Source organism: Actinomycetospora straminea (assembly GCF_028737255.1).
Lineage (GTDB): Bacteria > Actinomycetota > Actinomycetes > Mycobacteriales > Pseudonocardiaceae > Actinomycetospora > Actinomycetospora straminea.
The window spans coordinates 125,640-150,984 of the sequence record NZ_JAQZAN010000012.1; the positions used below are offsets into that span (position 1 = coordinate 125,640).

25 protein-coding genes are annotated in these 25,345 nt (G+C 76.7%); 13 read left to right on the forward strand and 12 right to left on the reverse strand.

Features of this window, described 5'->3' with window-relative positions; translation table 11 throughout:
- Positions 1-18: 18 nt before the first annotated feature.
- Positions 19-1,554, forward strand: coding sequence for an MFS transporter (locus PH190_RS17370; protein WP_274232782.1), 1,536 nt, complete (start codon positions 19-21; stop codon positions 1,552-1,554).
- Positions 1,555-1,592: 38 nt separating this feature from the next.
- Positions 1,593-1,847 carry a hypothetical protein gene (locus tag PH190_RS17375; protein WP_274232783.1) on the forward strand — a complete coding sequence of 85 codons (255 nt, stop codon included), beginning with the start codon at positions 1,593-1,595 and terminating at the stop codon, positions 1,845-1,847.
- 6 nt (positions 1,848-1,853) lie between these two features.
- On the opposite strand, the gene PH190_RS17380 is transcribed toward PH190_RS17375, so the two are convergent.
- Entirely contained in the window at positions 1,854-2,339 is a 486-nt protein-coding gene (locus PH190_RS17380) for a MarR family winged helix-turn-helix transcriptional regulator (RefSeq protein ID WP_274232784.1), read from the reverse strand.
- Between the two features lie 147 nt (positions 2,340-2,486).
- Here PH190_RS17380 and PH190_RS17385 point away from each other — a divergent pair, with 147 nt between their 5' ends.
- Positions 2,487-3,158: a maleylpyruvate isomerase family mycothiol-dependent enzyme gene (locus PH190_RS17385; protein ID WP_274232785.1), complete on the forward strand. Its 672-nt coding sequence runs from the start codon at positions 2,487-2,489 to the stop codon at positions 3,156-3,158.
- Between the two features lie 5 nt (positions 3,159-3,163).
- Here the strand turns inward: PH190_RS17385 and PH190_RS17390 are convergent, their stop codons facing one another.
- From PH190_RS17390 to PH190_RS17425, 8 genes are all read right to left on the reverse strand, one after another.
- Complete coding sequence (locus PH190_RS17390; protein WP_274232786.1) at positions 3,164-4,009, reverse strand: FHA domain-containing protein; 846 nt, start codon at positions 4,007-4,009, stop codon at positions 3,164-3,166.
- A gap of 31 nt (positions 4,010-4,040) precedes the next feature.
- Positions 4,041-5,099: a hypothetical protein gene (locus PH190_RS17395; RefSeq protein WP_274232787.1), complete on the reverse strand. Its 1,059-nt coding sequence runs from the start codon at positions 5,097-5,099 to the stop codon at positions 4,041-4,043.
- The gene (locus tag PH190_RS17400; protein WP_274232788.1) at positions 5,096-5,614 is read right to left on the reverse strand and encodes a CvpA family protein; all 519 of its coding nucleotides are present in this window, start codon (positions 5,612-5,614) and stop codon (positions 5,096-5,098) included. Before PH190_RS17400 ends, PH190_RS17395 begins: the two co-directional genes overlap by 4 nt.
- 94 nt (positions 5,615-5,708) lie before the next feature.
- Positions 5,709-7,256: a lanthionine synthetase LanC family protein gene (locus PH190_RS17405; protein ID WP_274232789.1), complete on the reverse strand. Its 1,548-nt coding sequence runs from the start codon at positions 7,254-7,256 to the stop codon at positions 5,709-5,711.
- Positions 7,253-8,074, reverse strand: coding sequence for a polysaccharide deacetylase family protein (locus PH190_RS17410; RefSeq protein ID WP_274232790.1), 822 nt, complete (start codon positions 8,072-8,074; stop codon positions 7,253-7,255). Before PH190_RS17410 ends, PH190_RS17405 begins: the two co-directional genes overlap by 4 nt.
- 4 nt (positions 8,075-8,078) lie before the next feature.
- Entirely contained in the window at positions 8,079-8,258 is a 180-nt protein-coding gene (locus tag PH190_RS17415) for a hypothetical protein (RefSeq protein WP_274203612.1), read from the reverse strand.
- Between the two features lie 40 nt (positions 8,259-8,298).
- Positions 8,299-9,720, reverse strand: coding sequence for a glycosyltransferase family 2 protein (locus PH190_RS17420; RefSeq protein ID WP_274232791.1), 1,422 nt, complete (start codon positions 9,718-9,720; stop codon positions 8,299-8,301).
- A gap of 138 nt (positions 9,721-9,858) precedes the next feature.
- Positions 9,859-11,022 carry an N-acetylglucosamine-6-phosphate deacetylase gene (locus tag PH190_RS17425; protein WP_274232792.1) on the reverse strand — a complete coding sequence of 388 codons (1,164 nt, stop codon included), beginning with the start codon at positions 11,020-11,022 and terminating at the stop codon, positions 9,859-9,861.
- An 89-nt stretch (positions 11,023-11,111) separates the two neighbouring features.
- Between PH190_RS17425 and PH190_RS17430 the strand changes: the two genes are divergently transcribed.
- Positions 11,112-11,672: a molybdenum cofactor biosysynthesis protein gene (locus tag PH190_RS17430; protein WP_274232793.1), complete on the forward strand. Its 561-nt coding sequence runs from the start codon at positions 11,112-11,114 to the stop codon at positions 11,670-11,672.
- A gap of 91 nt (positions 11,673-11,763) precedes the next feature.
- Positions 11,764-12,960, forward strand: coding sequence for an MFS transporter (locus PH190_RS17435; protein WP_274232794.1), 1,197 nt, complete (start codon positions 11,764-11,766; stop codon positions 12,958-12,960).
- A gap of 32 nt (positions 12,961-12,992) precedes the next feature.
- On the opposite strand, the gene PH190_RS17440 is transcribed toward PH190_RS17435, so the two are convergent.
- Together PH190_RS17440 and PH190_RS17445 are read right to left on the reverse strand one after the other, a co-directional pair.
- Positions 12,993-13,712, reverse strand: a complete 720-nt coding sequence (locus PH190_RS17440) for an IclR family transcriptional regulator (RefSeq protein ID WP_274232795.1) — start codon at positions 13,710-13,712, stop codon at positions 12,993-12,995.
- A complete protein-coding gene (locus tag PH190_RS17445; protein ID WP_274232796.1) occupies positions 13,709-14,161 on the reverse strand; it encodes a hypothetical protein in 453 nt (150 codons plus the stop codon). Before PH190_RS17445 ends, PH190_RS17440 begins: the two co-directional genes overlap by 4 nt.
- A gap of 71 nt (positions 14,162-14,232) precedes the next feature.
- Between PH190_RS17445 and PH190_RS17450 the strand changes: the two genes are divergently transcribed.
- The 3 genes from PH190_RS17450 (at position 14,233) to PH190_RS17460 (ending at position 18,099) form a co-directional block, all read left to right on the forward strand.
- The gene (locus PH190_RS17450; RefSeq protein ID WP_274232797.1) at positions 14,233-15,318 is read left to right on the forward strand and encodes a mandelate racemase/muconate lactonizing enzyme family protein; all 1,086 of its coding nucleotides are present in this window, start codon (positions 14,233-14,235) and stop codon (positions 15,316-15,318) included.
- A gap of 154 nt (positions 15,319-15,472) precedes the next feature.
- A complete protein-coding gene (locus tag PH190_RS17455) occupies positions 15,473-16,636 on the forward strand; it encodes an iron-containing alcohol dehydrogenase family protein (RefSeq protein ID WP_274232798.1) in 1,164 nt (387 codons plus the stop codon).
- 308 nt (positions 16,637-16,944) lie between these two features.
- On the forward strand, positions 16,945-18,099 hold the full coding sequence (locus PH190_RS17460; RefSeq protein ID WP_420791667.1) for a fatty acid desaturase family protein: 1,155 nt from the start codon (positions 16,945-16,947) through the stop codon (positions 18,097-18,099).
- A 117-nt stretch (positions 18,100-18,216) separates the two neighbouring features.
- Here PH190_RS17460 and PH190_RS17465 read toward each other — a convergent pair whose 3' ends face one another.
- The gene (locus tag PH190_RS17465; RefSeq protein ID WP_274232800.1) at positions 18,217-19,458 is read right to left on the reverse strand and encodes a helix-turn-helix domain-containing protein; all 1,242 of its coding nucleotides are present in this window, start codon (positions 19,456-19,458) and stop codon (positions 18,217-18,219) included.
- A gap of 127 nt (positions 19,459-19,585) precedes the next feature.
- Here PH190_RS17465 and PH190_RS17470 point away from each other — a divergent pair, with 127 nt between their 5' ends.
- From PH190_RS17470 to PH190_RS17490, 5 genes are read left to right on the forward strand one after another with little or no spacing between them, the layout of a single operon-like run.
- Complete coding sequence (locus PH190_RS17470) at positions 19,586-20,959, forward strand: alpha/beta hydrolase (RefSeq protein ID WP_274232801.1); 1,374 nt, start codon at positions 19,586-19,588, stop codon at positions 20,957-20,959.
- A gap of 39 nt (positions 20,960-20,998) precedes the next feature.
- Positions 20,999-23,071 carry a threonine--tRNA ligase gene (thrS, locus tag PH190_RS17475; protein ID WP_274232802.1) on the forward strand — a complete coding sequence of 691 codons (2,073 nt, stop codon included), beginning with the start codon at positions 20,999-21,001 and terminating at the stop codon, positions 23,069-23,071.
- Entirely contained in the window at positions 23,071-23,631 is a 561-nt protein-coding gene (locus PH190_RS17480; protein WP_274232803.1) for an HIT family protein, read from the forward strand. The genes thrS and PH190_RS17480 overlap by 1 nt, the downstream gene beginning before the upstream one ends.
- Positions 23,619-24,410, forward strand: a complete 792-nt coding sequence (pgsA, locus tag PH190_RS17485; RefSeq protein WP_337993826.1) for a phosphatidylinositol phosphate synthase — start codon at positions 23,619-23,621, stop codon at positions 24,408-24,410. The genes PH190_RS17480 and pgsA overlap by 13 nt, the downstream gene beginning before the upstream one ends.
- Positions 24,407-25,333, forward strand: coding sequence for a phosphatidylinositol mannoside acyltransferase (locus tag PH190_RS17490; protein WP_274232804.1), 927 nt, complete (start codon positions 24,407-24,409; stop codon positions 25,331-25,333). Before pgsA ends, PH190_RS17490 begins: the two co-directional genes overlap by 4 nt.
- Positions 25,334-25,345: the final 12 nt, after the last annotated feature.

The following is a 25,345-nucleotide window of genomic DNA, read 5'->3' on the forward strand; positions in this document are numbered from 1 at the left end:
CACCCGAGGAGGCCGGAGATGACGTCCACCGCGACGACCGAGCGCCGCGCATGGATCGGGCTCGCCGTCCTGGCGCTGCCGACGCTGCTGCTCTCGCTCGACATGAGCGTGCTCTACCTGGCGCTGCCGGCGCTGGCCGCCGACCTCGGCCTCGGACCGACGGCCCAGCTCTGGGCGATGGACGTCTACGGCTTCATGATCGCCGGCTTCCTCGTCACCATGGGCACGCTCGGCGACCGCATCGGGCGCCGCCGGCTGCTGCTCATCGGCGCGGCGGCGTTCGGGGTGGCGTCGGTGGCCGCGGCGTTCTCGAGCGGGCCGGCGATGCTCATCGCCACCCGCGCGCTGCTCGGCGTCGCCGGCGCGACGCTCATGCCCTCGACCCTCGGGCTGATCCGCACCATGTTCCCCGACCCGCGCGCCCGCGGGACCGCGATCTCGATCTGGATGAGCTGCTTCATGGGCGGCATGACGGTCGGGCCCCTGGTCGGCGGGGTGCTGCTCGAGACGTTCTGGTGGGGCGCGGCCTTCCTCATCGGCGTGCCGGTGATGGTCCTGCTGCTCGTGCTCGGCCCGGTGCTGCTGCCCGAGTCGCGCGACACCGCCGCCGGCCGGCTCGACCTCGCGAGCGTCGCGCTCTCGCTCGCCGCCGTCCTGTCCGTCGTGCACGGGCTCAAGTCGCTCGCCGCCGACGGCCCCGGGCCCGGCGCCCTGGTCGCGCTCGCGGTCGGCCTCGGCGTCGGCGCGCTGTTCGTCCGCCGCCAGCTCCGGCTCGCCGACCCCCTGCTCGACCTGCGCCTGTTCCGCGCCCGTGCCCCGGCCGGCGCGCTCGGCATCAACCTCGGCGGCGGCGTCGTCATGGCGGGCACGTTCCTGCTGCTCACGCTGTGGCTGCAGCTCGTCGAGGGGCTGTCGGTGCTGACCGTGGGCCTGGTGCTCGCGCCGCTGCAGGCCGCGATGGTGGTGTCCTCGCTGCTCGCGCCGCGCCTGGCCACCCGCTTCCGCCCGGCCCGGGTGATCGCCGCGGGCCTGCTCGCCGGGGCCGTCGGCCTCGCGGTCGTGGGGCTGCTCGGCGGCGGGACGGTCGTGCTGCTCGCGGGCTTCCTGCTCGCGTCGGTGGGCATCGCGCTGCCGACGGCGCTCGGCACCGACCTGCTCGTCGGCTCGGTGCCCGAGGAGAAGGCCGGCTCGGCGGGCGCGCTGTCGGAGACCAGCGGCGAGCTCGGGATCGCGCTCGGCGTCGCGACGCTGGGCAGCCTCGCGACCGCGGTCTACCGGGACACGCTCGTCGTCCCGGCCGGCACGCCCGCCCCACTCGCCGAGGCCGCCCGGACCGGGATCACGGAGGCGGTCGCCGCGGGGCCGACCCGCGAGCTCGCCGACGCCGTCGGTGCCGCGTTCACCACCGGGCTCGGCACGGCCGCCGTGGTCGGGGCCGTGGTCTTCGCCGGCCTGGCCGGGCTCGCGGCGGCGGCCTTCCGGCGGGTGCCGACGACGGCGCCGGCCGCGCCCGTCGAGGAGGAGTGCCCGACCCCCGTGCCGAGCGCGGCCTGAGCGGGGTGCGGTCGGGCTCGCCGCGTACCGTGCCCGGCATGCCGGGCTTCTCGTGGCCGCCGCGCGACACCGACCGCAACCGCTTCCTGTGCCGCGTGCAGGTCGTGGTCTACGCGCTCGTCACCGCGTACTTCGGGTTGTTCGCCCTCGTCAGCGGCGCGCTCGTGCCGTGGGCGATCTTCACCGTCGCCCTCGCCGCCACCCTCGTGGTCGGCGTGGCGCTGCTGCTCATGCGCGCGCAGCGCCGGGCGACGGCGGACCGCGCCGGGCCACCCGTGCCGCTCGAGCGCTGAGGGCCCTCAGGCCGTCGGCCCCGTCGCCACCGTCTCCCACCGCCGGGAGAGGGCGTCGAGGTGGCCGAGGAGGTCGGCGAGGCTGGCGTGCTCGGCCATCAGCTCGTCCTCCAGCGCGGTCACCCGCACCCGCAGGCGACCCAGCGCCGCACGCCCGTCGTCGGTGAGCCCGAGCAGCTTGCGCCGCCCGTCGGCCGGGGCCTGGGTGCGCTCGATGAGCCCGCGGTCCTCGAGGCGCCGGCAGACGTCGGCCATGGTCGAGCGGTCGAGCGCGACCGTGTGGGCCAGCGAGCCCTGGTCGAGCTTCGGGTGCGCCTCGACCGTGACGAGCACGGCGTACTGCGGCCCGGTGAGCACGGGATCGACCCGGCGCGCCCAGGCCGCCGTGTACGCCTGGTGGAGGCGCCGGGCCAGGTAGCCGGGTGCTTGTCGAATGACGGCCGGGGTGGTGGGGCCACCCTCCGCGTCCGCCGCGTCCCCCTCGCGTGACATGTGCCTACTGTGACACAACTCAGTGATACACAACGCATTACCGCGGGTCACATCGGGACGAACGGTCGTGTGACGCGGTCACCGGGGCGGGCGGTCGGTTTCGCGGGCGGATCCGTGCCCGGGCGGCGGGGGTGGGAGGGTCGGGGCGTGGACGAGATCGCGGAGTGGAGCCGGGCCCAGCAGCGCGTCGTCGCCCTGGTCGCCGACCTGGATCCCGAGCGGGCGGCGACGACCGTGCCCGCCTGCCCGGACTGGACGGTGCGCGACCTGCTCTCGCACATGGTCGGCCTCGGCGCCGACGTCCTCGCCGGCGACGAGCCCGACGACCACAACGAGGAGTGGACCGCCCGCCAGGTCGACGCCCGCCGCAGCCGCGACGTGCGCGCGCTCGTGGCCGAGTGGGAGGTCGTCGCCGGCCCGCTGCAGGCGTGGATGGCCGAGCACGGCACGCGCCCGCTCGGGGACGTCACGATCCACGAGCAGGACCTGCGCGGGGCGCTGGGGGAGCCCGGCGCCCGCGACACCCCCGCGATCGCCGTGCTGCGCGACCGGTTCGTCGACCGCTTCGCCGCTCGGCTCGACCCCGCGCTGCCGCCGATCGCGCTGGTCGGGGAGCAGTGGTCGTGGTGCTCGGCGGGGGAGACATCCGGGGCCGCGGTGGAGGTGCGGGCCCCCGACTTCGACCTGGCCCGCGCGCTGGTGACCCGCCGGTCGGCGGCGCAGCTGCGGTCGTGGACCACGCGCGGGGACGTCGAGCCCTACCTCGACGCGTTCGCGCTGCTCGGGGCGCTGCCGGAGCAGGACCTCACCGACGGGTAGGGCTCTCAGCGCGCGGGCGGCGCCTGGCTGGGGAAGAGCAGGCGCACGTCGTCGAGGGTGACCAGGCGCAGGTGGATCGCCTGCTCGACGACGGCGATCCGCCACCCGCGGGTCTTGTCGTTGAGCCGCACCCCGCGCAGCCAGCGCTGGGCGTGGCGGAAGGCCTCGCTCTGGGTCTTCGGGCTCGGCGCGGGCCGGCCCTCGGCGCGGTGCCAGTCGGCGATCTGCTCGGCGTCGCCGTGGACGTCGCGCGGGGCGCTGCTGCTCGGGCCGGCCGTCGCCGCGGCGATGAGGGTGGGCCCACAGGCGGCGACGAGCACCGACCACCACGTCTCCGCCGTCGGCAGCGAGGTGTCGATGGTGCGCCCGCCGGCGAGGCCGCCGCTGGTGGTGGGCCCGGCGCCCGCGACGGGCGCGAACCGCAGCAGCGCCAGCGTCAGCTCCTGGCCGTCGGGCAGCCACAGGCCCAGCGAGGAGCGGTCGTCGCGCACGAGCAGGCCGTTGCCGGCCCGGATGCGGTCCTTGCCGGCGATGCCGGGCACGAACAGCGTCAGCAGCCCACCGTGCCGCTGCCGGTTGATGATCAGGTAGGCGTCGTCGCGGACCTCGATCTCGGCCGCGAGGCGGGACACCCGGTCGTCGGGGACGACGACGTGGCGCGGCGCCCCGGCCGCGCGGCTCGGGCCGTGCCCGGAGTCGCCGCGCCCGATGGTGATGCGCTCGCCCCACGGGACCGACTGCGTCGTCTCCGTGCGGACGTCGAGCACCGCGAGGCCGCCGACGGGCAGCCGCGGCGGGCCCGGGGCACGCGGCGGGCCGGACCGGGACGGGCGGGCGGCGGGTCGTGTCACGCCACCTCCCGGTCAGCCGGAGTGGGGGCGCTCAGCGCTCCCCGCCACGGCGGGGATCCGCCGGTCGACGCCAGGGTACGCCGGGCCTCCCGGCACCTCGCGCGGTCGCCACCACCCGTTCGACGATCGTCGCCCCGGCCCGCGGCGTGACCCGCGCGCCGGGCCGTCCGCCGAGGCGCGCGGTGTCGGCCGTGGCGACGCCCCCCGGTCGCCGGAGGACGACCGTCGTGGCCGGTCCGCGCGCCGCGCCTCGTCCCCGGGACCCCCCGACGGAGTCCCGGGAATCCCCGGCCGGCCCCCGCGCCGGAACCGGCCGAGGTGGTGGCGGCAGGAGGGCCCGCCCGGGCCGGCCGGCTGCCCCCGGCACGGCCGGGCCGGACCCGGGCGGGGCTGGGGGCGCCGCGTCCCCGGCAGGTGTCGCGGGGGCGGCGGGCGACGCGACCGACGAGGGGGTCGGCTCGGTCGCGGAGGCCGTCGCGGCCGGGGACGCGGCGGGTCGGGAGAAGGCGGCGGTGACGACGACCCGCCCGACGGGCACGTCGGTGCCCGCGAGCAGGTGCAGGAACGTGCGCTCGGCCATCCGGCGCGCCTCGGTGCTGCGCGCGTGCTCGAGGTAGCCGCTGAGCAGCTCGTCGGCCAGCACCTCGAGCGGCCAGCGGGCGGCGACGTCGGCGAGGTCGTCGGGGTGGAGCTCGACCCACAGGTGGGGAGCGGTCACCCGCTGCCCGCGCGGGGTCCACACCAGCGCGTCCTCGGAGGCGAGGCGCCGGGCGGCGGCGCGGACGATCCCGTCGCCCTGCACCCACGGGCGCCCGAGCAGGCCACGCAGCGCCCGGCGCACGCGCTCGCCGCCCGAGGGCGGGGACAGGTCGGCGGTGGGCAGGGCGTCGGCGACGGGGGAGCTCCCCTCGGTGGCCCGCGGCGGGCGTCCGCCCCAGGACACGAGCAGCCAGGCACCGCCGGCGACGGCGACGACGAGCACCACGACGAGCAGCGCGGTGAGGAAGGACCCGGACGCGAGCCAGGTGAGCAGCAGCAGGGCGAGCGCACCGCCCCCGGCCAGGCGGGGGACGGTCAGCGGGCCCTTCACCGCGCGCTCCCGTCGGCGAGCGTCGGCGCCTCGGCCGGCAGCAGGGCCAGCGGGTCGGGCAGGCGCTCGGCGGCGGCGCCCAGCACGGAGCTGTCGCGCGCGGCGTCGCCCAGGCCCTCGGGACCGATCGCCCCGACGACGCCCGCGGCCACGACCAGCACCACCAGCGCCAGCGCTCCGTGGGCGGCGACGCCGAGGACGCGGTCGGGGAGGCCGGGGCGCCGGCGACCGAGGCCGTGACCGCTGCGCCGGGCCACGATCTCGCCGAGGCGACGCCCCAGCCCCCACCCGACGAGCGCGCCGACCAGCGCGGCGCCGAGCAGCACGGCGCCCCGGGAGATGCCGTCGTCGCTCGTGAGGAGCAGCGGCACCAGCCAGCGGGCCAGAGCGCCGGCCACCAGCACGCCGGCGACGGCGCCCGCCGCGCGGAGCACCAGCCCGGTCCCGCCCCGGCGCCAGCCGCGCAGCGCCGCGAGCGCGACGACCGCGAGCACCACCACGTCGACGACGGTCACGGCACCTCCTCGGCCCACCCGCGCCGGCCACACGCCGGCGCGTGACACCGAGTCAACGCCCGCCGTCGCGGGGCGGACGGCGGACGATCGGGAACTAATTCCCGGAGTCGCCCGCGGACCCTCCTGGTCGACGAGGCCCCTCGAGCGGCACCAGGACCTCCTGCATCCCAGGGCTGTCGACGGGGCCGCCGCCCATCCGCGCGAGGAAGCCGATGACGCCGGCCGCGCCCCAGTGCCAGGACGGCTCGCCGCCGAGCGTCCAGGTCTCGGCCCGGCGCGTCGCACCCCAGCGGTGCTCGGGGGTGGCGACGGCGAGCAGCCAGTTGCGGGCGGCGCGGGCGGCGCCGGCGAACTCCTCCTCGCCGGTGACGCGCCCGAGCGAGTCGAGGAACCACCCCGTGCCCGCCGCGCCGCTGTTGGTGGCCGTGTGCACGAGCGGGCTGCCCTCGTACTCCGCCCAGGCCCGGCCGACGGGCTCGACGTGCGCGACGTCGACCAGCCAGCGCCCCGCGGCCCGCGCGCGCTCGAGGTGGCGCTCGTCGCCGAGGATCGCGTGGGCCTGCAGGGAGACCCAGCCGATCCCGGCCGCGCCCTCCTCCATGCCGGTCGCGCGGTTCGGGTTGTCCGGCGTCAGTGCCCGTGACCCGGCGCCGAGCAGTATCGGCCACGTCAGCCCCCGCCCGGCCGGCTGCGCGGTCCGGTCGAGGAAGCCCAGCGCGGACTCCGCGTCGCGGCGCCAGCGCTCGTCGCCCGTGGCCTGGTACATGCGCAGGAACACGAACGCCGCGCCCGCGGTGCCCGAGAGGAAGCCGGTGTTGCGGCGCGGTTCGTCGTCGCGCTCGGGCAGGCCGCCGTCGTCGTCGAGCCGGCTGGAGAGGTAGGCCGCGCCGCCCAGCGCGTGCGCGGTGAGCTCGGGGTCGCCCAGGCGCTCGCCCATCACCGAGAGCGCGTAGACGATCCCGGCCTGGCCCTCGCCCATGCCGTGCCGGTAGGACGGGACGCCGGGGTCGACCCACGCCCAGCGGCACATCTCGGGGCAGCCACGGCCGTCGACACCCTCGGCGCGGTCGAGCACCCAGCGCAGCGAGGCGCGGGCGCCCTCGGTGTAGCGGTCCTCGCCGGTGGCCTCGCCGAGGCGCCACAGCACCTCGGCGATGCCGGCGGCGCCGTCGTCGAACGAGGTGTAGGCGCGGTCGGCGGGTCCGGCGGCGTTGACGTAGTCCGGCACGCGGCCACCGCGGGAGGCGCCGAGCAGGAAGTCGCCGGCGGCCCGGGCGCCGGCGAGCCAGCCGTCGCGGGCGGCGGGGTCGGGGGTGGCCGCGGCGAGGGCGAGCATCCCGTGCGCGACGCCGGCGGCGCCCACGTCGCGGTCGGTCTGGCGGTTCGGGGCCTGGATGGCGCTGGTCCAGGCACGGGCGCCGGCGAGCTCGCCGGGGACGTCGTCGCCGAAGGGGTCGGCGACGGCGTCGGCGAGCAGGCGGTCGGCGAACGCCGTCGGGAGGCCGGGCGCCGGCGCCTCGGTGCCGGCCCCGGTCCCGGAGCTGCTCGACGGGACCCGCTCGGCGGCCGGCGCCGGCGCGCACGCCGCGAGCAGCCCGACCGCCAGCACGAACAGCAGCACCCGCGTCACGGGACCCGTCACGGCACGACGGCCGCGAGCGAGCCGCCGTTGAGGGCGGAGGGCACCGGCGAGGGCGCGACGACGCCGAACGTGAAGCCGCGGGCGCGCAGCTCGTCGATCGCGCGCGGGAGGTACTGCAGCTGGTCCGGCGAGCAGCTGATCGCGTCGTTCGCGTCGTGGAGCAGGAGCATCGCCTGGTCGACGGCCTCCGTCACCACGAAGTCGACCATCGCGTCCGGGCCGGGGCACTGGAAGTCGCCCTCCTTGTCCGAGGTCCACTTCCAGTGGACGCCGCCGGTCATGCCGAGCCGCGCCAGCGCCGCGTCGCCGCCCGGGGACGGCTGCCCGAAGGGGTAGCGGAAGAGCGTCGGGCGCACCCCGGTGAGCTCGGTGAGCAGGTCGTTCGTCCGGGCGATCTCGGACTCGGCCTCCTCGGCCGACAGGTCCGGGAACCACGCGTGCTGCCAGGCGTGGTTGCCGACGACGTGGCCCTCCGCCTGCACCCGCCGGACGAGGTCCGGGTAGCGCTCGGCGTTCTCGCCCTGCAGGAAGAAGGTGGCGCGGACGCGCTTGGCCGCGAGCACGTCGAGGACGTACGGCGTCAGCTGCGCCGACGGGCCGTCGTCGAACGTGAGGGCGACCCGTGGCCCGGGCCGGGCGTCGGGGGCCGGCGGCAGCTGCTGGTCGAGCGCCGTCGGGGTGTACCGGGGCGCCTGGGCGACGTCACGGTCCGCGGCGGCCGCGAAGGAGCCCGCGAACGTGAGCACGACGGTGCCCAGGAGGGCCACCAGGAAGAACAGCAGCGAGCGGACGTTGCGGCGCCGGTCGTCGAACGACACGCGGTCAGCGGCGGAGGCGGGCGCCGCGGCGCACGATCCGCACGAGCAGCATCGCCGTGAACAGCACGGTCACCGCCATCAGCACCATCGCCATCGCGTTGATCCCCGTGGCCGCCGCGAGGGCGAGACCGGTGCTGCCGCCGCCGACCACGCTGGTGAGGTACATCGAGTGCTCGCCGTACATCCCTGCGTCCGTCCCCTTCCGATCCGCTCGACTGCTGCCGCTACCAGGCCTGGCGCCGCGCGTTGAGGCAGCGCCAGGCCGCCGTCACCGCGCACAGCTCCAGGAAGAACCCGTAGAAGTCCTCGACGACCAGGACGGCGACCAGCGCGACGTCGCGCGAGCCGCGTCCCGGGAGCCGCCACATGGACGTCATCCGCTCCAGCCACATCACGCCGAGCGGGATCAGCCCGATCAGCGCGTACCGGAACGGCACCGCGTAGACGATCATCAACGTGAGCATCGCGAGGAACAGCACGCGGAAGAACACGCTGAAGGCGAAGAGCACGTAGGACAGGCAGTCGATCCGCGTCGCGGGCGACCACCCGCGCTTGAGGACCTCGTCCATCCCGCCGCGCCCCCAGCGCAGCCGCTGCTGCCACAGCGAGCGCCAGGTGGTGGGCGGGTCGGTGTAGACGTGGGCGCCGCGCGCCGCCGCGACCCGCCAGCCGCGGGCCTTGAGCTCGAGGGTCAGCGCGTAGTCCTCGATGAGCGAGGCGCCGTCCCACGGCTCGCCGGCCTCGCGCCCCGCCGCGACCGCGGCCAGCGCCGCCGTCCGGTACATGGCGGCCGCGCCGCTCGCGACCGAGACGCGCCAGCCGCGCAGGTCGCGCAAGTCGTCGTAGCGGGTGTACTCGAGGCGCTGGAGCCGCCAGATCAGGCCCTTGCCCTCCGAGGCCCAGTACCGCGCGCACACCGCGCCGAGCACGGCGTTGCCGCGCAGCTCGCTCGCCATCTTAGCGACGGTGTCGGGCAGCAGGACCGTGTCCGCGTCCATCGTGAGCACGAAGTCGGCGTCCTGGGCCGCCACGCGCCAGCCGTGGTTGAGCGCGCCGGCCTTCTTGTCCGGGTTCCGCTCCATCTCGAGGACCGTCACCGGGAAGCGGCGCGCGATCTCGGCGGTGCGGTCGGTGCAGTTGTTGGCGACGACGACGATGCCGGAGATCTCCAGCCACTCCGGGACCCGCTGCTCGAGCAGGCCCTCGACGGTGGCGACGATCCCCTCCTCCTCGTTGTGGGCGGGGACGAGGACCGACACCGTGGTGGTCTCGGTCCGGCTGCGGCGCTTCGTGGCGGTGCCGCCGGTCGCGCCGGCCTGCCGGGCCTCCTCGTGCGCGAGCATCGCCGCGCGCAGCGTGATCGTCTCCGCTTCCGGGTCCTGCGAGCGGCGCGCGGCGGGCGGCGGCGGGACCGGACGTGACGCGGCGGGGCGCGCGGCGGCGGGGCGTGCGGCAGGCGGGTGGGGCGTGGCCGGGCGGGGCGCCGCCGGGTGGGGCGTGGCGGGGTGGGGCGCGGCCGGGTGGGACGTGGCGGGGCGGGGCCGGGCCTGCGGGTGGATGCGGCCGGTCACCGGGTCGGCGGAGGCGTGGGTGCGCGACGGGGATCCGTCGGCTCGCCTGCTCCGCACCGCCTGGCTGGTCGCCACGTCACCTCACCTGCGTCGTTGGTCCGAGCCCGGAGCGCCGTCACCCGATCGGTCGGGCACTCGCGAGGCATACCGTACACAGACCGGATTTCGTTACACCATCGTGAGAAATCGGGTATCGAAAGTGACGCCGGGACGTCACTCACCGGTCCCCTCGCGGTCGAGATCCCGGCCGCCGACGAGCACCCGGGTGACGGTGAGTGATTCGTCCAGGAGGACGAGGTCCGCCGGGCCGCCGACGGCGAGGCGACCCACGTCGCGCCGGCCCAGCAGGCGCGCCGGGACGGCCGTCGCCGCGGCGATCGCGTCGAGCACCGCGATGCCCGCCGCCACCGCCGTCCGGACGCCGCGGACCAGCGGCGCGGCGGCGCCGGCGAGGCCGCCCGCGTCGTTGCGCACGACCCCGTCGGCGAGCGTCACCGGCACCCCGGCCAGGCGGAACGGACCGTCGGGCATCCCGGCGGCGGCCGTCGCGTCGGTGACCAGGGCCCACCGGCCGGCGGCGGCCGCCGCGGCGAGGCGCAGCATCTCGGGGGCGACGTGGTGGCCGTCGCCGATGAGCGTGACGATCACCTCGGGCCGGGTCAGCGCGACGGCCGCGAGGCCCGGGGCGCGGTGGTCGAGCCCGCTCATGGCGTTGTGGAGGTGGGTGACGGCCCGGACGCCGCGGTCGACGGCGGCGTGCGCGGCGGGGGCGTCGGCGTCGCTGTGGCCCGCGAGCACCACGACGCCGCGCGCCCGGAGCAGGTCGACCAGGTCGTCGGCGCCCGGGAGCTCGGGGGCGAGCGTGACGAGGTCCACCCGGCCCGCAGCGAGCAGGCGCGCGAGCAGGGCCGGGTCGGGGTCGCGGCGGTGCTCGGGAGGATGGGTCCCGATCCGCGCGGGGGCGAGGAACGGGCCCTCCAGGTGGGCGCCGAGGAGGTGGGCGCCGCGGCCGGGGTGGGTGGGGGCTGTGTCGCGGGCGGTGTCGCGGGCTGTGTCGCGGGCTGTGTCGCGGGCTGTGTCGAGGCGCGCGAGGGCGGCGGCGGTGCGGGCGGGGTCGTCGGTGAGCAGCGAGGGGCAGGCGGCGGTCGTCCCGTCGCGGGCGAGGGCCACGCGCCACGTCCCGATCTCCTCGACCGTGGCGCTCGCGAGGTCGACCCCGGCGTAGCCGTGGCAGAGCAGGTCGACGAGGCCGGGCACCGCGATCGTGCCGCCGCGGGCGGGCGGGAGGCCGACGGCCGCGACCCGCCCGTCGGCGACCTCGACGTCGCCCGGGCACCACGCCCCGTCGACCACCGCCCCGGACACCCCCAGCCACACGAGGCCAGTGTGGTGGCGCGGCCGACCCGTGTCCTCAGGACACGGGTCGGCCACCGGCCGGCCGCCGGCGCTGTCCTACCGTGGACGGGGTGATCGGCCTCGAGATCGTGGGCTTCGTCGTCTCGCCCGCCCACGCCTACGACGGCCGGCCCGCCGACGGCCCGGTCGCCGTGCCGACGAGCACCCCGGACGCGATCGAGGTCCGCGCGGGGTACGGGGTGGTCGGCGACCGCTACGCGGGGCGCGCGGCGCACCGGGCGGCGGCGGTGACGCTGCTCGCGATCGAGGCGCTCGAGGCGGTCGCCGACGAGCTCGGCGTGCCCCCGTTCGATCCGGTCGCGGCCCGGCGCACCGTCCTGACCCGCGGGCTCGAGGTCGAGGCGCTGCGCGGGCGGGAGTTCGCGATCGACAGCGGCGACGGCCCGGTGCTGCTCGGCGGTGGGCGGCCGGCGGCCCCGTGCGCGTGGATGGACACGGTGCTCGCGCCCGGCGCGCACGCGGCGCTGCGGGGCCGCGCGGGGGTGCGCTGCGCCGCGCTGTCGTCGGGGACCTTGCGCCTCGGGCCGGCGACGCTGACGGTGTCCGACGGCCTCGGCGACCCCGACCCGGCCCGCGCGGGCCTGCCGCGCCGCCGCCCGGCGCGGACCTGACGGGCGGGCACGCGGGCACGAAGCGGGCAGGCACCCGTGTGATCGGTCTCGTCGGCGGGTGCGCCGTCGCGGCGTCGGGCACGGTCGTGCGGTGAGTGCCTCGCCCGCGCCGTCCGGTGCCGCGACCCCGACCACCTCCGGCATCGGCCGCGCCCGCACCCTGCTGCTGGCGGTGGTGTGCGGGGCCGCGGTCGCGAACATCTACTACGCCCAGCCGCTGCTGCACACGATCGGCCAGGCCTTCGGGGTCGGCGACGGGACGGCCGGGCTGCTGGTCACGGCCTCGCAGATCGGCTACGCGACCGCGCTGGCGCTGCTCGTCCCGCTCGGTGACCTGCTCGAGCGCCGCCGGCTGGTCACCGTCCTGCTCGCGGCGTCGGCGGTCGTGCTCGCGCTGGCGGCGGCCGCGCCGGGCTTCGGGCTGCTGGCCGGGGCGGTGGCGCTGGTCGGCGTGACGTCGGCGGTCGCCCAGATCGCGGTGCCGCTCGCGGCGTCGCTGGCCGGGGACCACGAGCGCGGCCAGGTGGTCGGCACCGTGATGAGCGGGCTGCTCATCGGCATCCTCGGCGCCCGCACCGTCGCCGGGTTCGTGGCCGAGGCGGGCGGCTGGCGGTGGGTGTTCGCCGTCGCGGCCGGGGTGATGGTGCTGCTCGCGGTGGTCGTGCGGATCGGGCTGCCGGTGGTCGCGCCGACCGAGTCGTCGACCTACCCGCGCCTGCTGCGGACGGTCCTCGAGCTCGTCCGCGACGAGCCCGAGCTGCGCCGGCGCATGGCGCTCGGCGCGGTCGGCATGGGGTGCTTCACGATCCTCTGGACCTCGATCGACTTCCTGCTCTCGGCGCCGCCGTACGGCTACGGGCCCGCCGTGGTGGGCCTGTTCGGACTCGCGGGTCTCGCCGGCGCGGGCATGGCGGTGCTGGCCGGGCGGCTCGCCGACCGCGGCCACCAGCGGCTCGTCGTCACCGTCGGGCTGGTCGTGCTGGCCGCGAGCTGGGCGCTGCTCGGCCTCGGCGGGACGTCGCTGGTCGCGCTGATCGCCGGGGTGGTCGTGCTCGACCTCTGCCAGCAGGCCCTGCAGATCAGCCACCAGAGCGTCATCTACGCCCTCGCCCCGCAGGCCCGCAGCCGCGTGACGACCGCGTTCATGGTCTCGACGTTCGCGGGCGGCACGCTGGCCTCGGCGGCGACGGCGATCGTCTACCCGGCCTACGGCTGGCCCGGCGTCTGCGTCCTCGGCGCCGCCGTCGCCCTCGCCGGCCTCGTGGTCTGGTCCCTGCCCCGGACGTGAGTGATCTTCTGAGCGATGGCTCAGGAGATCACTCACGAGGGACGGGCGGACAGGCGCGCGGAGAGGTCGGTGGCCGCGGCGGCGGTCGCGGCGGCGTGGGCGGCGAGGTGGGGCCGCAGGCGCGCGGCGGGGCCCGAGACCGTCAGCGCGGCCACGATCCCGCCGTGGAACCCCCGGACCGGGGCGGCGGCCCCCGCGAGGCCCGGGTCGAACTCGCCGTCCACGACGGCGTGGCCCGCCGCCCGGACCCGCTCCAGCACCGCCGGGTCGGCGGCCGCGGCACGGGCGGCGGCGGGGTCGCGCTCGCAGAGCAGCACCCGCCCCGTCGACGTGGTCGCGGCCGGGATGTCGTCGACGTCGAAGCGCGGCCGCGCCGGCCCGCCGCCCGCCTCGGCGGTCAGCACCGTCGCCACCCGCGTCCCGTGCAGCCGGCACAGCGAGGCGTTCTCCCCGGTCCGCACGGCCAGCGACACCAGCGCCGGGCCGGCGACGTTCACGAGCCGCGCCTCGGTGGTGCGCGCCGCCAGCGCGTAGAGCCGCCAGCCCAGGCCGAAGCGCCGGCTCCCCGTGTCGCGCTCGACGAGCCCCTCGGCCTCGAGCGCGGCCAGCGCCCGCGACACCTGGCTCGGCTGGCGTCCGGTCAGCGCCGCGAGCCGCGCCACGCCCAGCCCGCCGGCCAGCGCCTCGGGGGAGGCGAGCGCGTCGAGCAGGTCGGTGTCGCGGCGCAGCCCCGCCGACCGGGGCCGGGTCACGCCGCGACCAGCAGCATCGCGAGCGCCACCGCCCCGCCGAGTGTCCACGCCGCGGTCCGCCACCAGTTCGTCCGCGTCAGCCGGGCGTGCACGTCCGCGTCCCAGCCGTGGGAGAGCCGCGTGTGGCACGGCACCGAGATCGCGAGGGTCACCGCCACCGTCACCGCGCCGCACACCCCCGCCGCCAGCGCGAGTACCAGCGGGACCCCCGGCGGGCGCCACACCAGCAGCACCGCGCACGTCAGGCCCTGGACCAGCCACGGCAGGCCGATCAGCCGGCCCATCAGCCGCGTGTGCCGGGCGTGGACGTCGAGCCAGCCCGGTCCGGTCATCGCCGCGAACCCCGGGTAGACGAGCAGCTGGATCGTCCAGACCAGCCCCGTGCAGAACCACACCGACGCCGCGTGGACGCCGAGCAGGGCCGTGCCCACCAGCGGATTTGCGCTCACCGCACCGATTGTTGCCGATCGCGGGCCCGCGACCTGTACTGACGCGGCCCGCCCCCGGGAGAAGGACCCGCGTGAAGATCACCGACATCCGCGTCGAGCACCGCGAGACCGTGCTCGACCCGCCCTGCTACGCCGCCTGGGACCCCGAGCCCCGCACGCGCTTCGCGGCGACGGTCGTGCGCGTCGAGACCGACGAGGGCGTCGTCGGTGTGGGGTCGGGCGACACGATGGCCGGGTTCGACGCGTACCGCGAGCTCTTCCTCGGCACCGACCCGCTGGCCACCGAGGTCCAGGTGCGCCGCATCGAGTCGGTCGGCTTCCACGCCGGGCGTTTCTGGCCGCTCGAGGCCGCGCTGTGGGACGTCGTCGGCCAGGTCGCCGGGCTCCCCGTCGCGACGCTCTTCGGTGGCGTCACCGACCGCCTGCCCGTCTACGCCTCGTGGTGCTCCGAGCAGCCGCCGGGCCGCCGGGCCGAGGACGCGCACCGCCTCGTCGACGAGGGCATCCGCGCCGTGAAGATCCGGGCGCACCCGCGGCGGCTCCGCGCGGGCGTCGCCGCCGTCGCCGCGGTCCGCGAGGCCGTCGGCGACCGTCTCGACGTCATGGTCGACCTCAACCAGGCCTGGCGGATGCCCGGCGACGTCACCGAGCCCCTCGAGCTGCGCGACGTCCGCCGCGTCGTGCGCCAGCTCGCCGAGTACGACGTCGCCTGGGTCGAGGAGCCGCTGCCCTACGCCGACGTCGAGGGCCACCGCCTGCTGCGTGCCGACAACCCCGGCCTGCGCATCGCGGCGGGGGAGATGCTCGACTCGCTGCCGCAGACGCTCGCGCTCGTCGAGGCCGACGCGCTGGACGTCTACCAGGCCGACGTGGTGCTCGCGCTCGGCATGACCCGCGCCCGCCAGCTCGCCGAGTCCGTCCGCGCCCGGCACCGCCGCTTCACCCCGCACACGTGGACCAACGGGCTCGGGCTGCTCGCGAACCTGCACGTCGCGGCGGGAGTCGGCGCCGGGCCCTACCTCGAGTTCCCCGACGACCCGTCCGGCGGCTGGACGCCCGAGCGGCGCGACTTCCTGCTCGCCGAGCCGCTGCGCCCCGACCCCGACGGCATGCTGGTCGTGCCCGACGCGCCCGGCCTGGGCGCCGTGCTCGCCTGAGGAGCGAGCCCCCGATCGGCGGCCCCGGCTCCCGTCCCCCCAGGAGCCGGGGCCGTCACCCATCCCGAGCTGCTGGAGGAGACGGCGTGACCGGCACGACCGACGGGCCCGCACGGGCGGGCACCGCCCCGGCGACGACGACCCGGTGCGCGCCGTGACCGGGCCGGTCACGACCTCGCCGTGCGCCGGGGTGGCGGCGGGCACCTTCCTGTCCGGCGCGGGGCCGGTCGTCGACTTCGGGCCCGGCGCGGTGGCCCGGATTCCCGACCACCTCGCCGGGCAGGGGGCCCGCCGCGTGCTCGTGGTGACCGACGCCGGTCTGCGCGCGGCCGGCGTCGTCGACGCGGTCACCGGGCCGCTCGCGGCCTCCGGGGTCGCGGTCGAGGTGTTCGACGCCGTGCGCGGCAACCCGACCGTCGCCGTCGTCGAGCAGGGCGCCGAGCACGCCCGGGCCCTGGGCCTCGACGCCGTCCTCGCCCTCGGCGGCGGGTCGAGCCTCGACGCCGCCAAGGGCATCGCCCTGCTCGCGCCCAGCCCCGGCGCCCGCGCCGACGGCAGCGGCGCCACCCCCGCCGCCGGGCTGCCCGTCGTGGCCGTCCCGACGACGGCGGGCACGGGCGCGGAGACCAACGGCTTCGGTGTGCTCGAGGACCTCGACAGCCGGCAGAAGGTCTACTGCGGCGACGCCAGCGTCGTGCCGCGCGTCGCCGTCCTCGACCCCGAGCTCACCTACGGCCTGCCCGCGGGCCCGACGGCCGCGACCGGCGTCGACGCCCTGGTCCACGGCCTCGAGTCCCTCGCCTCCCGGGGCCGCGACCCGATGTCCGAGGCCTTCGCCGCCGAGGCGGTGCGGCGGGCCTGGGCGTGGCTGCCGACCGCGGTGGCCGACGGCGCCCACCCCCGGGCGCGCGCGGAGATGCTCGTCGCCGCGCACCTCGCCGGGCAGGCGCTCACCCGGAGCGGGCTGGGGCTGGTGCACGGGTTCGCGCACGCCCTGAGCCTGCACACCGGCGCGGTGCACGGCCTGGCGCTGGCCGCGGTGCTGCCCGAGGTCGTCGCCTGGCAGCTCGACGCCGAGCCCGCCGGGTGGGGACGCGCCGCGGAGGCCGCCGGCCTGCCGGGGGCCACGGCGCTGCCCGACGCGCTGGCCGGCGTGCTGGAGACGGTCGGGGCGCGCGTCACCGTCGCCGACCTCGGCGCCCGTCCGGAGCAGCACGAGGCGCTGGCGCGCACGGCCCTCGCCGACCCCGTGACCCGCAACACGCCCCGTCACCCTGCGTCGGCCGCGGAGCTGGTGGCGCTGCTCCGGCGCTGCTGAGGCGCCCACGGCGTCACCGAGTGCCACCGACGGCGCCGGATTTGTGGTTGTGCAACAGGTTTGCCCCCGGAGTCCTTCGCTGCGCGCGTAGAGAGCGAGGCAAGGCGGTCCTTACCGTCGGGAGCGTGATCGACCAGCGGGCACGCGTGGGCGACGACCCGGTCTCGCCGATCCCGTCGCCCCGCTCCCCCCGGATCCCGCCAGGAGGACCCGTGACCGCACTCGAGACGATCCCCGACCACGTCACCCGCATCAACGACGCCAAGACGCCGACCGGACCCGGTCGCCCCGGCGCCAGCACGGCCCACATCACCCCGTCGACCGAGCACCTCTCGGTCGACGACATCGAGCGTCTCGGCGCCGAGCTCGAGGCCATCCGCGAGCGCGTGATGTCCTCGCTCGGCGAGGACGACGCCCGCTACATCCGCCGCGTCATCCGCTCCCAGCGCGGCTTCGAGGCGGCGGGCCGGGCTCTGCTGCTCGGGGCGCTGTTCCCGCCGGCCTTCCTCGCCGGCACCGCGTCGCTCGCCCTCGCCAAGATCCTCGAGAACATGGAGATCGGGCACAACGTCCTGCACGGGCAGTGGGACTGGATGCGCGACCCGGAGATCAACTCCACGACGTGGGAGTGGGACCACGTCTCCACCGCGCGCAGCTGGCAGCAGACCCACAACTACCTGCACCACACGTACACCAACGTGCACGGCAAGGACCGCGACATCGGCTACAACGTGCTGCGGGTCGACCCCGAGCAGCCGTGGAAGCCGATCTACCTGGTCCAGACGTTCACGAACGCCGGCCTCGCGATGATCTTCGAGTGGGGCATCGCGGCCTTCGACCTCGAGCTCGACCAGATCGCCCGCGGCGAGGCGACCTGGAAGGACAAGCTCCCCGAGCTCAAGGCGATGGGCCGCAAGGCGGGCAAGCAGGCGCTCAAGGACTTCGTGGTGTTCCCGGCGCTGTCGGGCCCCTCGTTCGTCCCGGCGCTGGTGGGCAGCGTGCTCGCCAACATCATCCGCAACGTGTGGTCGCACGCCGTGATCTTCTGCGGGCACTTCCCGGTCGAGGTCGAGACCTTCGACGAGGAGCGGCTGGAGAACGAGTCGCAGGCCGAGTGGTACGTCCGCCAGATGCTGGGCTCGGCGAACATCGAGGGCTCGGTCCTCATGCACGTCATGACCGGGAACCTGTCCCACCAGATCGAGCACCACCTCTTCCCGGACATGCCCTCGCGGCGCTACCGCACGATCGCGCCCGAGATCCGCGACATCTGCCGCCGCTACGGCCTGCCCTACCACTCGGGCCCGATGTGGAAGCAGTACGGCGGCGTGCTCGCCAAGATCGCCCGGCTGTCCTTCCCCGGCGGGCACGAGCGCACGCTCAAGCAGCGCCTGCGCGCCCTGCCCTTCGGCCGCCGCCGCGCCGAGGCGCTGCGCGGGCGCCCGGAGACCGCCGCGGCCTGAGCGGCGCGCGAGGGAGCAGCGAACGCGCTGTTCGCTGCTTCTACGCGCACGAAGGCCCCGCTCGCTCTCGCTCCGGCAGGCCCCGCTCGCTCCGGCGGGCTCCGGTGGCCCGCGCCCTCAGCCCTCGGCGAGGGACGGGCCGCCGGCGCGCAGGGCCAGCGCGACCTCGAGGCGCCCGACGGGGTCGTCGAGCACCCCCGCGAACGCCTCGCGGAGCCGGGCGAGCCGGTAGCGCACGGTCTGCGGGTGCACGTGCAGGCGCGTGGCCGCCTCGGCGACGTCGCCGTGGGCGTCGAGCCACGCGGTCAGCGTCGACACGGCCCGGTCGCGCGCCGTCGCCGTCATCCGGCGCAGCGGCTCGAGGCGCTGGGCGACGAGGTCGGCGGTCAGGGTGACGTCGGCGTGCAGGAGCAGGGCGAGCAGGTGGTCGTCGGCGCGCACGAGGCCCTCGTCGGGCAGGTGCCCGTCCTGCTGCAGCGCCCGCGCCGCGCGGGCCCGGGTGACGGTGCGCGGGGTCTGGTCGGGCGCGACGGTCGGCCCCAGGACCGCCGGGGTCCCGCGCAGGGCGTCGGCGACGGCGTCGAGACGCCCCGGCCCGTCGGGGTCGGGCACGAACACCACGCCGACCCGGTCGACGACCGACGCCGCGATGTCCGGCGGCAGGCGCCGGCAGACCGTGGCGAGCGACTCCTCGGCGACGACCAGCGCGCCCAGCGACTTCGGCGGCGCCCACTCCGCCTCGCGGGCCAGGGCCTCGAGCTCCGGGGCCTCGGGCGCGGGCGTGCGGCACAGGCGCTCGACCAGCGCGTGCTGCCGGGCCTGGCGCGACCCGGCCGCGAGCGACTGCTCGTAGGCGTAGCCGGAGACCGACGCCGCCGCGAGCTGCTCGATGTAGGCGAACAGGGCCTCGGCCAGCCGGAAGATGGCGTCGGGGCCCAGGCCGGGGTCCTCGGCGGCCCGGTCGCCGTTGCCGTTGCCGGTGTCGCTCGCCGCGGCGATCCGGCGCCACAGCACCCGCGAGCCGATGCGGTAGGCGCTCTGCAGGGCGTCCATGGTGCGGCCGTGGCGGTGCTCGACGCGGCCGAGCTCGAAGTAGACGCGGGTGTCGGGCAGCGCGTCGTCGGTGCCCAGCAGGTCGAGAAACTGGTCGAGCGCCACCGACACCCCGAGCCGGATGCGGCGCCCGAACTCGCCGTCCATCGACAGCGCGTACTCGGCGACCTCGGCGCGCACCGTCGCGATGATCTCGTCGCCGGTGCCGAGCACGATGGGGCGCAGGCGGGCGCTCGCCGCCGCCGGCACGTCGGCCCACGGGTGCCGTCGCGATGCGTCCGTCACCGGGCACACACCGTCGCTCACGGCTCCAGTGTCGCAGGATCGCGGGCGGACGCCAGGATCCGAGCGCCGGGACCGCGACGACGTGGCGCACGTGACTCGGCGCGACACCGGGGGAGCACGGCGGACCGCGGGGGTCCACGATGACCGCGTGACCCCGCCCGTGCGTGCGCTGTTGCGCAGGGCGCGGATCAGGGCGCAGGTCGCGGTGCGGGTCACCCTGCGGGCCGAGCTGCGCGAGCCCGGCGCGCGCACGTCGCTGCTGGTCGGGGCCGTGGCGCTGCTCGTCGCCGGCTCGGGGTTGCGGCCGCTGACCCGGCGCTGGCCCGCCGCGGTGGTCGGCAGCCTGCTCTCCTCGACGGCCACCGAGACCCCGCGGGCGACCGCGGTGCTCGTCGGCGCGGCGGCGGGGGTGGCGGTCCGGCGCGGCGCCGCCACCAACCCGGCGGGGCGCATCGGGCTCGGCGCGGCGGCGGCCGCGGTCGCGGTGCTCCTCGCCCTGGACCGCGGGGCGCGCGCCGACGCCGAGACCCTCGCCGACGCCCTGTCCGCCGAGCTGGGCCCCGTCCACCTCCCCGCGCGCGGCCGGGTCCTGGGCTCGCTGCTCGGCCGCCGGCGCTACGCCTCGGCGCGCGACGTCGCCTACGGCCCCGACCCGGTCGCGAACCTCCTCGACGTCTGGCGCGACCCGGAGCTCCCGCGCGACGCCCGGGCGCCGGTGCTGCTCCAGATCCACGGCGGGGCGTGGTCGTCGGGCAGCAAGGCCGCCGACGCCCACCCGCTCATGGCGCACCTCGTCGCCCGCGGCTGGGTGTGCGTGAGCGTCGACTACCGCCTCGGACCCTCCGAGCGCTGGCCCGCACAGATCGTCGACGTCAAGCGGGCGATCGCCTGGACCCGCGCGCACATCGCGGAGCACGGCGGCGACCCCGACCGCATCGCCATCACCGGCGGCTCGTCGGGCGCGCACCTCGCCGCGCTCGCGGCGCTGACGCCCGGGGCGTGGCAGCCGGGGTTCGCCGACGCCGACACCGCGGTGGCCGCCGCCGTCTGCCTCTACGGCATCTACGACCTGACCAGCGACGACGGCAGCGGCACCCTCGACGAGCTGCTCGCCGAGACGATGATGCCGACCGCGCTCGACGAGGACGCCCACCCCTACGTCGCCGCGTCCCCGGCCGCGCGCGTCCACCCGGGCGCGCCGCCGTTCATGGTCCTGCACGGCACCGGCGACGCGATCGTCGTGCCCGCGCAGAGCCGCGCCTTCGTCGCGCGGCTGCGGGCGGTGTCGCGGGCGCCCGTGGTGCACGCCGAGCTCGCCCGCGCCCAGCACGGCTTCGACCTCGTGCCCACCGCCCGCACGCTCGCCACGGTCCGGGCCGTCGCGGCGTTCCTGGAGGCGGTCGTGGGGACGGTCGTCGGGCCGGTCGTGGACGTCGAGGTGGGGACGGAGGTGGGGGACGCCACCGGGCTCACCACCGGGCCCACCACCGCGCCCGCCACCCTGCGTCGTCGGGGTCGATAGGCTCGGGACACCACCCTCGACACCGGAGGAGAGACCGTCGTGTCCTCGCTCGCCCCGCCCCAGCCCCTCGTCGCCGACAGCGTCCGGGTGACCGCGGGCACCACGGCGGGCCAGGCGGTCCGGGAGGCGGGGCTGCCGACCACGGGGCCGCAGACGGTCGTCGTCGTGCGGGCGCCCGACGGCACGCTCAAGGATCTCGCGTGGAGCCCCGCCGAGGACGTCGACGTCCAGCCGGTCGCGGCCGACACGGAGGACGGGCGCGCCGTGATCCGCCACTCGGCGGCGCACGTGCTGGCCCAGGCGGTCCAGCAGATGTTCCCCGAGGCCAAGCTTGGCATCGGCCCGCCGGTCACCGACGGCTTCTACTACGACTTCGCCGTCGACCGCCCGTTCACGCCGGAGGACCTCGAGGCCCTCGAGAAGGCGATGCGCAAGATCGTCAAGGCGAAGCAGCGGTTCGTGCGTCGCGAGTACCCGTCGCTCGAGGCCGCCCGTGAGGAGCTGGCGGCCGAGCCGTTCAAGCTCGAGCTGGTCGACCTCAAGGGGTCGGCCGACGCCGAGGACGACAGCGTCGACACGTCCGAGATCATGGAGGTGGGGTCGGGCGACCTCACCGCCTACGACAACGTGCACGCCCACACCGGCGAGCGCGTGTGGGGCGACCTCTGCCGCGGACCGCACATCCCCACGACGGGCTTCATCCCCGCCTTCAAGATCACGCGCAGCGCCGCCGCCTACTGGCGCGGCGACCAGCGCAACGCCCAGCTCCAGCGCATCTACGGCACGGCGTGGGAGAGCCAGGAGGCCCAGGACGCCTACCTGGAGCGCGTCGCCGAGGCCGAGCGCCGCGACCACCGCCGCCTCGGGGCGGAGCTCGACCTGTTCAGCTTCCCCGACGAGATCGGCTCGGGCCTGCCGGTCTTCCACCCCAAGGGCGGGATCGTCCGCAAGGAGCTGGAGGACTACAGCCGGCAGCGCCACGCCGAGGCCGGCTACGAGTTCGTCAACACCCCGCACGCCACCAAGGGCGAGCTGTTCCAGGTGTCCGGGCACCTCGACTGGTACCGCGAGGGCATGTTCCCCGCGATGCACCTCGACGCCGAGTACGGCGACGACGGCGAGGTGAAGCGGCAGGGCGTCGACTACTACCTCAAGCCGATGAACTGCCCGATGCACAACCTGATCTACCGGGCGCGCGGGCGGTCGTACCGTGAGCTGCCGCTGCGGCTCTTCGAGTTCGGCACGGTCTACCGGTACGAGAAGTCCGGCGTCGTGCACGGGCTGACGCGCGCCCGCGGCTTCACCCAGGACGACGCGCACATCTACTGCACGCGCGACCAGATGCGCGACGAGATCCGCTCGCTGCTGCAGTTCGTGCTCGACCTGCTGCGCGACTACGGCCTCGACGACTTCTACCTCGAGCTCTCCACCCGCAACCCCGAGAAGTCGATCGGCTCGGACGAGTCGTGGGAGGAGGCCACCGACGTCCTGCGCGAGGTCGCCGAGGGCGCGGGCCTCGACCTCGTCCTCGACCCGGGCGGCGCCGCGTTCTACGCCCCGAAGATCTCGGTGCAGGCGAAGGACGCGATCGGGCGCACCTGGCAGATGTCGACGATCCAGGTCGACCTCATGCTCCCCGACCGCTTCGAGCTGGAGTACACGGCACCGGACGGCTCGCGGCAGCGCCCGGTCATGATCCACCGCGCGCTGTTCGGGTCGATCGAGCGCTTCTTCGGCGTGCTCACCGAGCACTACGCCGGCGCGTTCCCGGCCTGGCTGGCGCCGGTGCAGGTCGTCGGCATCCCGGTCTCGGGCGACCAGGCCGAGTACGTCGCGGATGTCGCCGCCCGCCTGCGGGCCGAGGGCCTGCGCGTCGAGGTCGACGACTCCGACGACCGGATGCAGAAGAAGATCCGGAACCACACGCTGCAGAAGGTGCCGTTCCTGCTGCTCGCCGGGGGCAAGGACCAGGACGCCGGCGCGGTGTCGTTCCGGTTCCGCGACGGCTCGCAGCGCAACGCCGTCCCGGTCGACGACGCGGTCGCGGCCGTCGTCGACTGGGTGCGCCGCCGCGAGAACGCCTCACCGGACGCGGAGAAGTTCACCCCCTGATGTCCGAGGACGTGGGCACCGGGTCGGGCGAGCTCGACGAGCTCTGGGGTGCCGGGACGCCCGACGGCTTCCGGCGGCTGTGGGCGCCGCACCGGATGGCCTACATCGCGGGGGAGACCGCCACCGGCGAGGAGTCCGGGAAGTGCCCGCTGTGCCGCATCCCGACCCTCTCCGACGAGGACGGCCTGGTCCTGCACCGCGGCGAGCGGGTGTACGCCGTGCTCAACCTGCACCCGTACAACCCCGGGCACCTCATGGTCGTGCCCTACCGCCACGTCGCCGGGCTCGACGAGCTCGACGAGGGGGAGTCCGCGGAGCTCGTCGCGGTGACGCAGCAGGCGGTGCGCGCGCTGCGGGCGGTCGCGGCGCCGCACGGGTTCAACGTCGGCATCAACCTCGGCCACGTCGCGGGCGGGTCCCTCGCCGACCACCTCCACCAGCACGTCGTGCCGCGCTGGGGCGGCGACGCCAACTTCATCACGGTCGTCGGGCAGACGAAGGTGATCCCGCAGCTGCTCGCCGAGACGCGGTCGCGGCTCGCCGAGGCGTGGCCGTCGTGATCAACCAGTGGGCCCGGGCGGCGATGCGGGGCGGGGTCGAGCCGACGGCGTCGTGGCTGGTCCGCCGCGGGGTGCACCCGGACTTCGTGACGATCGTGGGGACGGTCGCGTCGACGGCGTCGGCGCTCTGGCTGATCCCGACCGGGCACCTGTTCGCGGCGTCGCTGGTGGTGTGGGCGTTCGCGATGCTCGACGTGCTCGACGGCGCGATGGCCCGCGCGCGGGGGGTGCCCAGTCCCTTCGGGGGCGTGCTCGACTCGGTGGGCGACCGCCTCGTCGACGGGGCGGTGTTCGCGGGCATCGCGTGGTGGGCGTTCACCGTCGACCGGCCCCTGCTCGCCGGGCTCGCGCTCGCCTGCCTGATCACCGGCCAGCTCATCTCCTACATCAAGGCGCGGGCCGAGGCGGCCGGGCTGCGCGCCGACGGCGGGCTCGTGGAGCGCGCGGAGCGGCTCATCCTCGGGCTCGCGGGCTGCGGCCTCGTCGGCCTCGGCGTGCCCTACGCCCTCGACGTCGCGCTCTGGCTGCTCGCCGTCGGGTCGGTGATCACGGTCGGGCAGCGGGTCGTGGCCGTGTGGCGCAGCGCCCGCGACCAGTACGGCGCGGCGACCGGGCACACCCCGGAGCGGCGCCCCACCGCGGAACGCCCCGAGCCCGCGGAGCCGACGGAGCGCACGGGCCCCACGCAGCCCACCGAGTCCGCCCAGCCCCCCGAGTCCGCCCAGCCCCCCGAGTCCCGCCGGACGACCCCGGACGACGGCGCGGGGGGCACACCGTGAGCGCGCGGACCCTGTCGCTGCCGGCCCTGCGGTCGCGCGCGGCGGAGCGGGCCAGCGAGCTCGGGTACGCGGCGGGCTGGCGCCTGGTGCGCGCGATCCCGGAGCCCGCGGCCCGGTGGGCCTTCCGCGCCGGTGCCGACCTCGCGGCGCGCCGCGGCGGGCCGGGCACCCGGCGGCTGCGCGCCAACCTCGCCCGCGTCCGCCCCGACCTGGGTCCCGAGGCGCTCGACGCCCTCACCCGCGCGGCGCTGCGCTCGTACGCCCGGTACTGGCGCGAGGCCTTCCGCCTGCCGGCGACGGACCACGCGGCCCTGGCGCGCCGGCCGGTCGTCGAGGGCCAGGAGCACCTCGACGCGGCCCTGGCCACCGGGAAGGGCGCGGTGGTCGCGCTCCCGCACTCGGGCAACTGGGACATGGCGGGGCTCTGGCTGGTGGCGCACTCGGGGCGCTTCACCACGGTCGCCGAGCGCCTCAGGCCGGAGTCGCTCTACGAGCGGTTCGTGGCCTACCGCGAGTCGCTGGGCTTCGAGATCCTGCCGATGACCGGCGGCGAGGCCCCGGTCCGCGGGCTCCTGCGGGCGCTGCGGCGGGGCGGGGTGGTGTGCCTGGTCGCCGACCGCGACCTGTCCGCCCACGGCGTGCCCGTGACCTTCTTCGGCGCGCGGGCGACCATGCCGCCCGGCCCCGCCTCCCTCGCCGCGACCACCGGCGCCGCGCTGCTGCCGGTCGGGCTGTGGTTCAGCGAGGACCCGGTCACCGGGGAGGAGGGCTGGCACTTCCGCATCCACCCGCCCGTCGGTGTGCCCGACCGCGACGCCGTCCCCGCCGCCACCCAGCGCGTCGCGGACGCCTTCGCTGGCGACATCGCCGAGCACCCCGAGGACTGGCACATGCTCCAGCGCATCTGGACCGACCCGGCCTGAGGGCGCCCGCCC

What these genes read in the sequence shown, in the direction of transcription:
- PH190_RS17370 (WP_274232782.1), top strand. Translation starts at nt 19, where the DNA reads ATGACGTCCACCGCGACGACCGAGCGCCGCGCATGGATCGGGCTCGCC.
- PH190_RS17375 (WP_274232783.1), top strand. Translation starts at nt 1,593, where the DNA reads ATGCCGGGCTTCTCGTGGCCGCCGCGCGACACCGACCGCAACCGCTTC.
- PH190_RS17380 (WP_274232784.1), bottom strand. Translation starts at nt 2,339, where the DNA reads ATGTCACGCGAGGGGGACGCGGCGGACGCGGAGGGTGGCCCCACCACC.
- PH190_RS17415 (WP_274203612.1), bottom strand. Translation starts at nt 8,258, where the DNA reads ATGTACGGCGAGCACTCGATGTACCTCACCAGCGTGGTCGGCGGCGGC.
- PH190_RS17480 (WP_274232803.1), top strand. Translation starts at nt 23,071, where the DNA reads ATGTCCGAGGACGTGGGCACCGGGTCGGGCGAGCTCGACGAGCTCTGG.